Origin of the sequence: Acinetobacter sp. NEB 394, from assembly GCF_013374795.1 — a bacterium.
Taxonomy (GTDB): Bacteria; Pseudomonadota; Gammaproteobacteria; order Pseudomonadales; family Moraxellaceae; genus Acinetobacter; species Acinetobacter johnsonii.
The window spans coordinates 2,486,031-2,498,836 of the sequence record NZ_CP055277.1 but is presented as its reverse complement, the minus strand read 5'-3'; the positions used below and the strand labels follow the sequence as shown (position 1 = coordinate 2,498,836).

The following is a 12,806-nucleotide window of genomic DNA, read 5'->3' as shown; positions in this document are numbered from 1 at the left end:
TTGTATTATTATGTGATGTTTGATTATACTTCTGCAAAAACTAAGGGGGTAATAATGAGACATACTGCAAAAAAATTAATTTTATCGGTAACTGTTTTGGGTTTGGCTGGCTGTAATAGCTTATTTGATCAACATGTAAAATGTAACGATGAAACTGCAAACAGTTTAATTTATCAAGTATTAAAAGATGATCTAAACAACTCTCTAGAGAGTCAGTTAAAAGACTTAATTCGTCAAAGCCAAATTAATGATTTAGATCCTGCCAAATTAAAGCTATCGGCTCAGAATATTCAATATGTTTTAGCTGATAGTCGTACAGATTTCATTGATCCACATAGCCCGAAAACGACTTGCTCGGTTGATTTAACAGTGACATTACCATCTGATTTAATTAAAAAATCAGATGAAGCTAGAAATAAAGTGGATCGTTGGAGTGTTGAGTCTCAAGCTGATGATATTGGGCTTGATTATGAGAATAATAAAATTAATCTAGTACTTGAATACCAATTACAACCTGCAGATAGTGGCAAAAAAATTTTTGCACATATGAAAAATACTTCAAATCTTCAAACATTGCTGTCTGATACTTTGACTTATGCATTTTTAAAGCCTCAAATTGAAAAAAATGAGATTCGTAATATAGAAGCGAATAAGCAAGCTGTTGTGCCTGAGTCTACCTATGCTGAGCCTATGGATACTACTGCAATTGAAGCAGCTGATGCGGCTGCAGAAGCTGCTAACTATTATGCAGAATAGTAAACTAAGTTTTTAATTATCTATTTATATTTCAAATGGTTGGGTTCACTATGAAAATAATTCCATTATTTATTATTGCAGGTAGTATTTTACTCGGGGGCTGCGATAAGGTTCAAAATTTAACAAGTGGAGCTGTTAAATGTGACAATGAAGCAGCAAAAAAATTAGTTGTTGAAAGTTTTAGTAAAGTTGTTAGTGATGCAGCGACAGAGCGTGTAAAAAGTTTGATCGAAAATGAAAATATAACGATCGATATGGGGAAACTCCGTAGTACGTTGCAACAAGTTACATTTAATGTGACTAATGTGAGAACTAATAACTCAGACCCTAATAGCAATAAACAATATTGTGTTACTGAATTTATCGTAAAACTACCAGAACAACTTGTTAAAGATGCTGATGCAGCTCGTGAAATTTACGGAGAAAGCAATGTTACTCAATCGGCAGTGCTTGCGGATTTGTCTTTTGAAATGAACCAATTGAAAAAAGACATTGATTATTTAGTACAACCGACTGATAGCGGAGATAAAGTTTTTGTTACTTTAGAAAACTCTGAAGCACTAGCCTACTTTGTTCGAGATATTGCAGTTGATTCTTTGATTAAAAATGCGCGTCAAAATGCAGTAGAAGTTGCTAAGCAAGAAGCATTGCAAGCTGTTGCTGATCAAGAGGCAACAGCCAAAGAGTATCAATCTGTTTTAGTCGATGAAGCTAAAGCTAAAGTTGACACTGCCAATGAAAATCTAAACCTTGTTTGGAATGCTACAACGAAGGAGATTCGTGATCAATTACTTGATGAACAAAGGATTTGGTTGAAGAAGCGTGAGCTTGAGTGCAAATTGGAAAGTACAAATGTAGATAATTCAGAAGTAGCCCGCTTAAATTGTGAGGCAACAATGACTAATCAACGTGTAAACGAGCTACGTCAGAAAATTTACTATTTAGAGTAAGAAATATATCCAAAAAAGTCAGCTTCGGCTGGCTTTTTTATTGGGCCTAGATAAAACTGATGCAAATACAATATTTTACAAAGTATAAAAAATGAACAGATAAACTGGAAAATGACGATGAAAACAATGAGAAAAAGTGGGGTAAGGCTTCATGAATGTCGATTTTATGGATTTACTAAAACAAAATGTCTCTGCAATTGTTTTAGAGGGTGATACACAACATTTACTTGAAAAAAATCAAGCAATTCAATCCTTTTTACCAATTTTACTGTCTATATTAAAGTCAAAGTCTGAACTGATTCCTGCATTTCAACAGCAGTTGAATCCACGTCTTAATGATGCTTTTGCATCGAATGTTAGTCTCAAGCAACAGTTTTTGGAGCATGTTCGCGGGGCAGCATCCGCAGATGAAATTGAAAGTACCTTGAGCCGTTCGATTACACCTGCATTAGCATTTTTAGCCACAGAGGCTGGTTCTTCAGAACCTGAAGCGATTTCCCATTTACTACAGGTCAACACAGATTCCATTAGTCGTGCCTTACCTGAGTGGGCAACTGCATTACTGGCTGGATTGGGGGTAAATATCTTACAAGGACAAGCTACACATGTTGCACCTGCAAGCGTACATGCTACAAAAGTAGATGAGAAACGGTCATTTTTACTGCCAGTTTTGGCTTTAATTATTTTTGCGGCATTGTTTGCTTTTATTTTTAGAGCCTGTACCGAAAAGGCCACAACTGAAACAGCACCTGCTGCAAATGTGAATGCCAGCCAACCTGCTAAATTTCAAATCACCACAGGGGCAACAGGAGATTTGGTCACTTGCCAAATTTTCTCAGCCAATGCGGCTTATGTTGAAATTTTGCAAAAAGAAGTAAAGCAAATTTTTAATAACAGCATCGGCTGTGGTGCAGATATGCAGAGTATGTATCACACTGAATTTATCGACCAAGATGCGATACCCAGTGTAATCAGTGCATTGAAAGGTGTGCCAAATATAAATTTAACATGGTTTGGCAATCAGTTATCGATTCAATCACAAGATCCAGCCAATGTACTTAAAGTGGCAGATCAAATTAAACCTTTGCTGCGCAATATGACAGTTGTGACTCAGCAACCACTGGATGTAAACCGTGCCGTGGATACCAGTATTAGTGATGCTGAGCGTGCACTGGCAGAAATTAATCCTGAGCAAGTTCGAGCACTAGACGTTGCCACGGCATTGAATTTGCAAATTATTAACTTTGATACAGCTTCATCGAGTATTCCTGATGTTAATAAGTCGATTTTGGATCAGGCCGCAGCGCTGATGCAAAAAGCACCGCAAGTTAAACTGACCGTGATGGGGCATACAGATGCAACGGGAGATGCGGCAGTCAATAAAACTTTGTCGCAAAATCGAGCGCAAGCGGTGGTGGATTATTTAATTTTTAAAGGCGTCGATCCTGCGCAGTTGAAAGCGATTGGTTATGGGCAAGAAAAGCCAATAGCAGACAATCAAACTGATGAAGGCAAGTTTAAAAACCGCCGTATCGAGTTTGAGGTTTTAAATACAGACTCGGGTGTGGTGCGTGAAGTGGATGATCGTGGTGTTGAAAAGGTCAACTAAGCGATGTTTTAACCCTGCTACGGCAGGGTTCTTTTATATAGCTACTCGCATAAAAGCTTATTTTTTGGTTAAATACGCTGCGAAAAACAACAGCCTTATGGTTTTATAACAATGATGAAGAAAACAATTTTTGCCAGTCTAATCTTGAGCAGTTTATTTTTAAGTGCTTGTAACCGAACCGAGAATAAAACAGAAACGGTTGCTGAACCGCAAGAAATGTCAGATTGGAGTTGTACGGCTCCTGCCAATGTCAAACAAATTCAAGCGCATTTAAAAGCTGAATACTTAAAAGCCCTAGACCGCCGTTTGCGTGATAGCCGTGAATATGAGGCCGATGAAAAATTATTAACGCAGATTAATAACGGTATTCGCTTTGAAATTAAAGGGATTTCAACAATTACAGAAAAGCCTGATACAGCGAAGCAATTGGACTGCGAAAGCCAGTTGGTGGTGATTTTCCCGAAAGGGTTACAGAAACGTGCTGAAAATGCGTTTTTAGCGCGTCCATGTGAAGAGTGTGAGGATGGTTATCAAAGTACTTTGCGTGATGTCTTAGAAGAGGGTGAATACTCACTCAGCTTAGATAATGATCAGCTACAGGGTGCATTTAGCTATAACATTATTAAAACGGATAAAGAAGGCATTAGCCTCAATGTACCGAATCAAAATGGCGTGATTGATGGTGTGGTTTTGGTGACGCAACATGCGGTGCAGTTTGCGGCATATGAAAAAGCCAATTTAGAGCAGCAAGAAAACATCAAACAATATAATGAGCAAGAAGTTGCGCAGATGGAACTGGCACAGAAAGCCATGAATATTCGTAAGAAAGAACTGGACGCTGACCAAGTCAAAGTGGTGGAACGTCTGAACCAAACTTGGGACAATTTCACTGAGGAACAAAAACAGCAGCTACAACAAGACCAAACGGAGTGGTTTGAAAAGCGTGATGTGGACTGTAAAGTGATTTCCCAAAAAAGTGTCTACCAAATGACGGATAGCGAAAAAGAAACTTATCAAAAGCAGTCGCAATATTGGGATGATGCTTTACGTGCCCAAGATCAACAATTGCAATATACCAAGTGCTTTAACCAAAAAACTAATGAGCGCATTGTGTATTTAAATAATGTGTTTAATTAATTGGACTAGGTTAAAAATACGCTTTATTGAGTATTTATAGAGTGAGAAAAGGACGAATATGATTCGTCCTTTTTTATTTAGATTGTATTTTCTTCCTTGGTTTAGAAGGTAGGCGGCATATAGGTCAGGCTACGGCCTAAAATCCAAAGTAGGAACAGCACCAAAGGCAGGTGGAAAACCAATTGAGTGACGGTAAAGCCGATCACATCTTTGGCTTTTAATTTGAGAATGCCGAGCATGGGCAACATAAAAAATGGGTTGATTAAATTCGGCAAGGCTTCCGCAGCATTATAGATTTGCACCGACCAGCCCAAATGCACTTTTAAATCATGTGCCGCTTGCATGACATAGGGTGCTTCAATAATCCATTTACCACCGCCAGAAGGAATGAAAAAGCCTAAAATGGCAGAATATAAGCCCATCACAATGGCAAAGGTCTCTTTGGAGGCAATCGAAACAAAAAACTCAGCAATATAATGTGATAGCGACAAATCATGACTGTTCAAGGCTTGCGTCATCATAAAGGCGATACTGCCATACAGTGGAAATTGAATCAGAACACCTGAGACCGTTGGCACGGCTTTGGTGACGGCATTGAGGAAATTTCGAGGCGTACCATGCAGTGCAATACCCAGCATCAGGAAAATAAAGTTGTAGGTATTTAGGCTTGAAATGGCCAAGATCGGATTACTTTTGCTGAACTCATTGAACATCCAAACCAGCCCCAAGAGTACAATCAAGATACTCAATAAAGGCGAGTTCTCTAACCAGTCTCCTGGGCGTTTTGTGGTTGAAGTCGGGTTAGTTTCTTCCTCAAACTGAATGGGGAATTGATCAATGGTTTTAATGTCTTGCCCTTTGGGTGCAGACCAAAATGCAATAGCAATCGAGGCAATAATCAATACAGCCGTCATGATCATCGACTGTGGCAAGAAAATGGTTTCGGTGAAGGGAATCACGCCCGTTAGATTGTAAATCGATTCGGGCAGGCTGGCTTTGTTGGCTTGCAGTTGTGCCGCAGAAGAACTAATACCTAAGGCCCACGTCGCGCCCATACCAATAATCGCGGCAGCAGCAGCAGCACGATAGTCCATATTCAGTTCTTTGCGTTTAGCTAAAGCAATTACTAACAAGGCAGTCAGTAACGTACTCATGGCCCAGTTAATCAGCGAAATTAATAAACTGACCGTGGCAACAAGTACAATTGCACCACGTCCACTATGGGGGATTCGAGCCATTTTTTGAATCAGCAGCTCTACAGGCTTTGAAACAGAAACCACATAACCAACCACAATCAGCATACACATTTGTAAGGTAAAAGGGATCAGACTCCAAAAACCATCACCAAAGGACACTGCGACATCTTTGGCAGGTGCGCCAATGCTGATCGAAGCAATCGCAACGATCACGACACCCAATAGGGCAAAAATATAAGAGTCTGGAAACCATTTCTCCGACCAATCACTGACACGTAGTGCAAAACGTTGCAAAATATTTTGAGAGTTTTCCATGCATTGATTCCATTTTTATCTATGAGGTATGAATTTTTGATTCAGCCTATCCGTGCTGATAGAAATGCCTTTAAAACAGGATCGCTGCTTTAAAGGCATTGGATTATTTTTTCTATTGTATAAATGATGTCGAATTAGCGGATCAGAGCAACACCTGTCACTTTTTGAATGTCTTCAAAACTGACATCTTTCGCCAGTTCAACTAATTTCACACCTTCATGCGTAATGTCCATGACACCGAGATCAGTAATCACGCGATGTACGACATTTTTACCTGTCAGAGGCAGGCTACACTGCTCGACAATTTTCGGCGTACCATCTTTTGCAGAGTGTTCCATGAGCACCACCACTTTTTGTACTCCAGCAACCAAATCCATCGCACCGCCCATGCCTTTGACTTTTTTACCCGGAATCATCCAGTTGGCCAAATCGCCATTTTGTGAGACTTCCATTGCCCCTAAAATGGCGATATTGACATGACCTCCACGGATCATGGCAAAAGACTCTGCACTAGAGAAAAATGCAGCTCCCTGACGTGCGGTAACGGTTTGTTTTCCAGCATTGATTAAATCGGCATCGACCGTTTCGGCAGTTGGAAACTCGCCAATACCCAATAATCCATTTTCAGACTGTAACCAAACGTTGACATTTTTAGGAATATAGTTGGCCACCAGTGTGGGTAAACCAATGCCTAAATTGACATAAAAACCATCTTCCAGCTCAAGCGCTGCACGTTGTGCCATTTCATTACGAGACCAAGCCATGGGTTAAGCCTCCTCTTTTAATGTGAGTTGTTCGATACGTTTTTCAGGGTTTGCATTTAGCACAATGCGATTGACATAAATACCCGGCAGGTGAATCTGGTCTGGATCTAAAGCACCAATTTCAACAATTTCCTCAACTTCGACAATGCAGACTTTTCCAGCCATCGCACATACAGGGTTAAAGTTTTGTGCGGTTTTACGGAAAATTAAGTTACCTGCAGTATCGGCCTTGTATGCCTTCACGAGTGCAATGTCAGCGGTGAGCGAGTTTTCTAGAATATATGGTTTGCCATTAAACTCACGTTCTTCTTTGCCTTCGGTAATGATCGTACCTACGCCTGTTGCGGTAAAGAAAGCCGGAATGCCCGCACCACCAGCACGGAGTTTTTCTGCCAGTGTACCTTGAGGGGTAAGCTCCACTTCAAGCTCACCACTTAAGAACTGACGTTCAAATTCTTTGTTTTCGCCTACATAGGAAGCAATCATTTTTTTGATTTGTTTGCTTTCTAATAAAAGACCTAAGCCGAAACCATCGACGCCTGCATTGTTTGAAATACAGGTGAGGTTTTTCACGCCCGTTTGTTTTAAGGCCGTAATTAGATTTTCTGGAATACCGCATAAACCAAAGCCACCAACCGCTAGGGTTTGACCATCTTGAACCACATCTTGTAGTGCATCATTTGCACTTGAATAAACTTTATTGACCATAGTGTTCTCGTTATCAATTGAATGGCTTAGGCACAGCGCTTTTGCCAGTAGGCATTGGCATAGTTAGATGGATTGGTGCGTTGTAGTACTTGGCTGATGTTTTGGCTGGCAATCATCAGTGCATCAAGATCAATCCCTGTGTCATAGCCCATGTTGGAGAGTAGGTAGTAAAGGTCTTCTGTGGAGACATTGCCCGATGCACCTTTGGCATAAGGGCAGCCGCCTAGGCCTGCAATGGACGAATCAAATACACGAATGCCTTGTTCTAAAGACTGGTAAATATTGGCAATGGCCATGCCATAGGTATTATGAAAATGTCCTGCTAAACTCGCAGCATCCATTTCAGCTAAACATGCCTGCCAGACTTTTTTCACGCGGTCTGGTGTTGCCGTACCAATCGTTTCACCTAAGGACACTTCATAGCAGCCCATGTCCAGCAAACGTTGACTGACGTGTGCAACTTTGCTCGGTGCAATTGCGCCTTCATAGGGGCAGTCGACAATACAAGACACATAACCACGCACTTTGATGTTATGGGCTTTCGCCGCAGTCATGATGTCTGCAAACTTTTCAAAGCTTTCGTCAATGGAGCAATTGATGTTTTTTTGGGTAAAGCTTTCAGAGGCTGCGGTAAAAACGGCAACCTCCTGACAGCCGGCTGCCAAAGCAGACTCAAACCCTTTCAAGTTCGGAGTCAGTAAACTAAAACTGATATTCGGATCTTTGGGTAAGCTGGCAAAGAGTTCGTCACTTTGTGCCATTTGTGGAACCCACTTTGCAGAGACACAAGAGCCCACTTCAATGGCACTGAGTCCTGTCTGCATTAAATCTAAAATCAGTTTGCGACGGTCATCCAAGGTGAGAGGTGTCTTTTCATTTTGCAAACCATCTCGCGGTCCGACTTCGACAATTTTGACAAATTCACTCATGCGGCACCTTCCAAGCTTGAAAACTCAACCAATTTATCGCCCGCTTTGACCTGATCACCGACTTGGAAGTAAGCCGCAGAGACAATGCCGTCATGTGGAGCACGAATTGAATATTCAATTTTCATCGCTTCCAGCGTGAGGAGGACATCATCTTTTTTCACTGCGCTGTTGTTTTGTACCAAGACTTGCGTGATCACACCTGGCATTGGTGCTTTTAAGTTGTTGGCATCAGAAGCATCATCTTCCGTATTAAAGTTAGGCTGAATATGTGCAAATTTATAGCTTTGACCATCTGCATACAGCGTTAGGCCGTGTGAATTTGAACTATAAGCATAGGTCTTTTTGCTTGTTTTACATTCAATTTTAGCTAAATGTGCCTCTAACAATTCACCCTGAATGAAAACGCTATGTCCATTGTACTTTGCTGTAAAGCCTTTTGCCGTTGGACTGAAATAGACTTTATGTTCTTCATCGTTTAGTGCCAGTTTAATGGCATAGCTGGCATTAATATTTAAACGCCATAGAGACTCGGCTTGCCATACAGGATTTGCAGCTATTTTATTGCTGGCAAAGCGAGACAAGAGTTCAATCAGTGCTGCCGTGATGATGAGCTCTGAAGAGGCTGTTTCATTGTGTTGCAGTAAAAACGCTTCTTCACGTTGAATTAAATTGGTGTCTAGGTTGGCGGTTTTAAACGATTCTGAACGGACCAAACGGTCTAAGAATGCTATGTTATTGCCCAAGCCATCGACATGAAATTGACTGAGTGCATGGTGCATTTGCGTGAGTGCGGCTTCACGATTCTTTGCCCAAACAATTAATTTGGCAATCATTGGGTCGTAAAAGGTCGTGATTTCATCCCCTTCAACAATGCCACTGTCTACGCGGACATGCTCATTTTGCTGAGGGTAGTGCAGGTAGTGAATTTTACCAATCGCAGGTAAGAAACCTTTTTCAGGCTCTTCAGCATAGACACGCGCTTCTAATGCATGACCATGAATACTGAGCTCGTGTTGTTGTTTAGGCAGCGGTTCACCAAAAGCGACACGTAGTTGCCATTCCACTAAATCTTGCCCTGTAATCATCTCTGTTACAGGATGCTCAACTTGCAGGCGAGTATTCATTTCCATGAAATACGCCGTGCCGTCTTGTTCCACAATAAACTCAACTGTCCCTGCACCGACATAATCGACTGCACGTGCTGCATCAATAGCGGCTTGGCGCATGGCTTCGAGTTTTGGCTCTGCCATTTGGGGTGCAGGCGCTTCTTCTAGTACTTTTTGATGGCGACGTTGTACAGAACAATCACGTTCAAAGAGGTGCACATAGTTACCATGTGTATCACCAAAAACTTGTACTTCAATATGGCGCGGTTGTACCACATAGCGTTCAACCAGTACATCGTCATTGCCAAAGCTTGAACGCGCTTCACTTTTACATGAAGCTAGATGGCTTAAAAAGTCTTCGCCGCGATCAACCAAACGCATGCCTTTACCACCACCGCCAGCACTGGCTTTAATCAGTACAGGGTAGCCAATGGCATCGGCTTGTTGTTTTAAAAAGTCAGGATCTTGGTTAGTGCCATGGTAGCCCGGTGTCAGTGGTACGCCTGCTTTTTCCATTAAAGATTTAGAGGTGGCTTTTAGGCCCATGGCTAAAATGGCATCTACAGGTGGACCAATAAAGACAATATTATTTTTTTGGCAGGCATTGGCAAATTCGTCATTTTCAGATAAAAAGCCATAACCCGGATGAATTGCTTCTGCACCCGTGTCTAAGGCAGCTTGGATAATACGTTCAATTTGTAGGTAGCTTTGTACAGCGGGAGATTCGCCTATATAAATGGCTTCGTCGGCTTGTTGCACGTGCTGTGCCTGAGCGTCAGCATCTGAATAGACTGCAACGGTGGCAATGCCCATTTTTTTTGCAGTTCGGATCACACGACAAGCAATTTCACCACGGTTTGCAATTAAGATTTTATTAAACATATCGATATCCTTTCTTGTTGTTATGCCGTCGTTTTGATCCAGACTGGACTGTGTTTATTTAAAAAAGCATTTAAGCCATTTTTCGCCTCTGATCCTTGGCGTACATGGGCAATATGTTGTGCGGTTTGCAACAACAATGCTTCAGTTAACACTTGCTGGTCGACCATTTGGATGAGTTGTTTTGAAGACGTTTGTGCTTCTGGCCCACCCAAAAGTAAGGCATCGACCATTTCTGCGACTTTTTCATCTAACTGTTCAGCATCGGCCACCACATGAGCTAGACCAATGTGTAGGGCTTGTTCCGCAGAGATACGTTCTGCGGTTAAAAAGTAGCGTGAAGCCTGACGTGCACCAATCGCACGAATCACATAAGGGCTAATGGTTGAAGGGGCTAAACCTAAGCGCACTTCAGAGGTCGCAAACTTAGCATCACTGCTTGCGACACAAATATCACAGGCAGAAGCCAGTCCCATACCACCACCAAATGCAATGCCTTGTACGCGGGCGATGGTCGGTTGTTTTAAAGTCGCTAAACTTTGTAGCATTTTCGCTAGTTTTAATGCATCGGCTTCATTTTCAGCCTGTGAGGCTTGTCCTGCTTCTTTCATCCAGTTCAGGTCAGCACCTGCTGAGAAACTTTTGCCACGTCCAGCTAAAATCACGACACGCACATCATCACGCGTGTTGAGCTCGCTAAAGCAGCGGTGCAGTTCTTCAATCACTTGAGTATTGAAGGCATTATGCATTTCTGCACGATTAATCCATACCGTTGCCACTTGATCGCGTTGTTCGAGTTGTAAATATTGAAAGCTCATCGCTCATCTCCTACATTCGGAACACGCCGAATTTGGTCGGTTGGATGGGTGCATTTAAGGCTGCGGCTAAACTTAAACCGAGCACCTGACGGCTTTGTGCAGGGTCAATCACACCGTCATCCCACAAACGTGCCGATGCATAATATGGATGGCCTTGACGTTCAAACTGATCGCGGAAAGGTTGTTTAAAATCATCTTCTTCTGCTGTAGACCAAGACTCGCCACGTTTTTCGATTTGATCACGTTTTAAGGTCGACAATACACTTGCCGCTTGTTCACCACCCATGACCGAAATACGCGAGTTGGGCCATGTCCACATGAAGCGTGGAGAATAGGCACGACCACACATACCGTAGTTGCCTGCACCAAATGAACCACCAATCACAAGGGTAAGTTTCGGGACATTTGCGGTTGCAACAGCCATGACCAGTTTGGCGCCATTTTTGGCAATGCCTTCATTTTCGTATTGGCGACCGACCATAAAGCCAGTGATGTTCTGGAGGAACAGTAGGGGAATATTGCGCTGCGTACAGAGCTCAATAAAGTGAGCCCCTTTTTGTGCAGACTCTGAAAATAAAATACCGTTGTTGGCAATAATGCCAACCGGCATGCCATAGATTTTGGCAAAACCAGTGACTAAGGTGGTGCCAAAGCGAGCTTTGAATTCATCAAACCGTGAACCATCGACAATGCGCGCAATCACTTCACGAATATCGAATGGTTTACGGGCATCACTTGGCACAACGCCATACAGTTCAGTTGCATCAAATAACGGTTCTTCAATCTCTGTTGCACGTGTATGTGGTGTTTTATTCAGATTGGCTACGATGTTACGTGCAATGGCAATTGCATGTTCGTCGTTTTCAGCCAAATGATCGGCCACACCTGACAGGCGAGTATGCACATCACCACCGCCTAAGTCTTCACTGCTGACCACTTCACCTGTTGCCGCTTTCACCAGCGGTGGGCCACCTAAGAAAATCGTGCCTTGATTACGCACAATAATAGTTTCATCAGACATGGCAGGTACATATGCACCACCAGCTGTACAGCTCCCCATGACCACTGCAATTTGGGCAATTCCCATGCTCGACATGCGGGCTTGATTATAGAAAATACGTCCAAAGTGATCACGGTCAGGGAAAACTTCGTCCTGCATTGGTAAATAGGCACCACCTGAGTCCACCAAATAAATACATGGCAGATGGTTTTGCTCCGCAATTTCTTGAGCACGTAAGTGTTTTTTCACCGTCAAGGGTAGTACGTGCCGCCTTTCACTGTCGCATCGTTGGCTACGATCATGCAGGTCACACCATTGACCTGACCTACACCAGCAACGACACCAGCCGCAGGTACATCGTCTGCATAGACGTTTTGTGCTGCCAACTGACCAATTTCAAGGAATGCCGTGCCTGCATCAATTAACTGATCAATACGATCACGTGCTAACAGTTTTCCGCGTGCCAAATGTTTTTGTCGCGCCGCTTCACCGCCACCTAAAGCAATTTGTTCTGCTTTTTGCTTTAAGTCATCGACCAAGCTTTGCATCGCGGTTTGGTTGGTTTTGAAGTCTTCACTTCGAATATTGATCTTGCTATGTAATTGATTCATCACGAACATCCTTGTCATTTTTATTGTT

10 protein-coding genes and 1 pseudogene are annotated in these 12,806 nt (G+C 42.4%); 4 read left to right on the top strand and 7 right to left on the bottom strand.

Translation table 11 applies throughout. The features are described from left to right. Positions 1–54 precede the first annotated feature (54 nt). The 4 genes from HUK62_RS11970 (at position 55) to HUK62_RS11955 (ending at position 4,452) form a co-directional block, all read left to right on the top strand. Positions 55–756: a hypothetical protein gene (locus HUK62_RS11970; RefSeq protein ID WP_176537972.1), complete on the top strand. Its 702-nt coding sequence runs from the start codon at positions 55–57 to the stop codon at positions 754–756. 50 nt (positions 757–806) lie between these two features. After that, the gene (locus HUK62_RS11965) at positions 807–1,706 is read left to right on the top strand and encodes a lysozyme inhibitor LprI family protein (protein ID WP_176537971.1); all 900 of its coding nucleotides are present in this window, start codon (positions 807–809) and stop codon (positions 1,704–1,706) included. A 151-nt stretch (positions 1,707–1,857) separates the two neighbouring features. Then, entirely contained in the window at positions 1,858–3,315 is a 1,458-nt protein-coding gene (locus HUK62_RS11960; RefSeq protein ID WP_176537970.1) for an OmpA family protein, read from the top strand. Positions 3,316–3,429: 114 nt separating this feature from the next. Continuing rightward, positions 3,430–4,452, top strand: coding sequence for a DUF1311 domain-containing protein (locus HUK62_RS11955; protein WP_176538488.1), 1,023 nt, complete (start codon positions 3,430–3,432; stop codon positions 4,450–4,452). Positions 4,453–4,553: 101 nt separating this feature from the next. Here the strand turns inward: HUK62_RS11955 and HUK62_RS11950 are convergent, their stop codons facing one another. From HUK62_RS11950 to HUK62_RS11920, 7 genes and pseudogenes are all read right to left on the bottom strand, one after another. Then, positions 4,554–5,963 carry a TIGR00366 family protein gene (locus tag HUK62_RS11950; RefSeq protein ID WP_176537969.1) on the bottom strand — a complete coding sequence of 470 codons (1,410 nt, stop codon included), beginning with the start codon at positions 5,961–5,963 and terminating at the stop codon, positions 4,554–4,556. 134 nt (positions 5,964–6,097) lie between these two features. Beyond that, positions 6,098–6,727 carry a CoA transferase subunit B gene (locus HUK62_RS11945; protein ID WP_176537968.1) on the bottom strand — a complete coding sequence of 210 codons (630 nt, stop codon included), beginning with the start codon at positions 6,725–6,727 and terminating at the stop codon, positions 6,098–6,100. Positions 6,728–6,730: 3 nt separating this feature from the next. Further along, on the bottom strand, positions 6,731–7,435 hold the full coding sequence (locus tag HUK62_RS11940; RefSeq protein WP_176537967.1) for a CoA transferase subunit A: 705 nt from the start codon (positions 7,433–7,435) through the stop codon (positions 6,731–6,733). A gap of 26 nt (positions 7,436–7,461) precedes the next feature. After that, the gene (locus HUK62_RS11935) at positions 7,462–8,364 is read right to left on the bottom strand and encodes a hydroxymethylglutaryl-CoA lyase (RefSeq protein ID WP_176537966.1); all 903 of its coding nucleotides are present in this window, start codon (positions 8,362–8,364) and stop codon (positions 7,462–7,464) included. Beyond that, positions 8,361–10,352: an acetyl/propionyl/methylcrotonyl-CoA carboxylase subunit alpha gene (locus HUK62_RS11930; protein WP_176537965.1), complete on the bottom strand. Its 1,992-nt coding sequence runs from the start codon at positions 10,350–10,352 to the stop codon at positions 8,361–8,363. The genes HUK62_RS11935 and HUK62_RS11930 overlap by 4 nt, the downstream gene beginning before the upstream one ends. 20 nt (positions 10,353–10,372) lie before the next feature. Beyond that, positions 10,373–11,167, bottom strand: coding sequence for an enoyl-CoA hydratase/isomerase family protein (locus tag HUK62_RS11925; RefSeq protein ID WP_151836394.1), 795 nt, complete (start codon positions 11,165–11,167; stop codon positions 10,373–10,375). Between the two features lie 10 nt (positions 11,168–11,177). Further along, positions 11,178–12,778, bottom strand: a pseudogene (locus tag HUK62_RS11920) (carboxyl transferase domain-containing protein). Positions 12,779–12,806 lie beyond the last annotated feature (28 nt).

Coding starts and splice junctions, on each gene's coding strand:
- HUK62_RS11930 (WP_176537965.1), bottom strand. CDS start 10,352: ATGTTTAATAAAATCTTAATTGCAAACCGTGGTGAAATTGCTTGTCGT.
- HUK62_RS11970 (WP_176537972.1), top strand. CDS start 55: ATGAGACATACTGCAAAAAAATTAATTTTATCGGTAACTGTTTTGGGT.
- HUK62_RS11955 (WP_176538488.1), top strand. CDS start 3,430: ATGAAGAAAACAATTTTTGCCAGTCTAATCTTGAGCAGTTTATTTTTA.
- HUK62_RS11950 (WP_176537969.1), bottom strand. CDS start 5,963: ATGGAAAACTCTCAAAATATTTTGCAACGTTTTGCACTACGTGTCAGT.
- HUK62_RS11940 (WP_176537967.1), bottom strand. CDS start 7,435: ATGGTCAATAAAGTTTATTCAAGTGCAAATGATGCACTACAAGATGTG.
- HUK62_RS11935 (WP_176537966.1), bottom strand. CDS start 8,364: ATGAGTGAATTTGTCAAAATTGTCGAAGTCGGACCGCGAGATGGTTTG.
- HUK62_RS11965 (WP_176537971.1), top strand. CDS start 807: ATGAAAATAATTCCATTATTTATTATTGCAGGTAGTATTTTACTCGGG.
- HUK62_RS11945 (WP_176537968.1), bottom strand. CDS start 6,727: ATGGCTTGGTCTCGTAATGAAATGGCACAACGTGCAGCGCTTGAGCTG.
- HUK62_RS11925 (WP_151836394.1), bottom strand. CDS start 11,167: ATGAGCTTTCAATATTTACAACTCGAACAACGCGATCAAGTGGCAACG.
- HUK62_RS11960 (WP_176537970.1), top strand. CDS start 1,858: ATGAATGTCGATTTTATGGATTTACTAAAACAAAATGTCTCTGCAATT.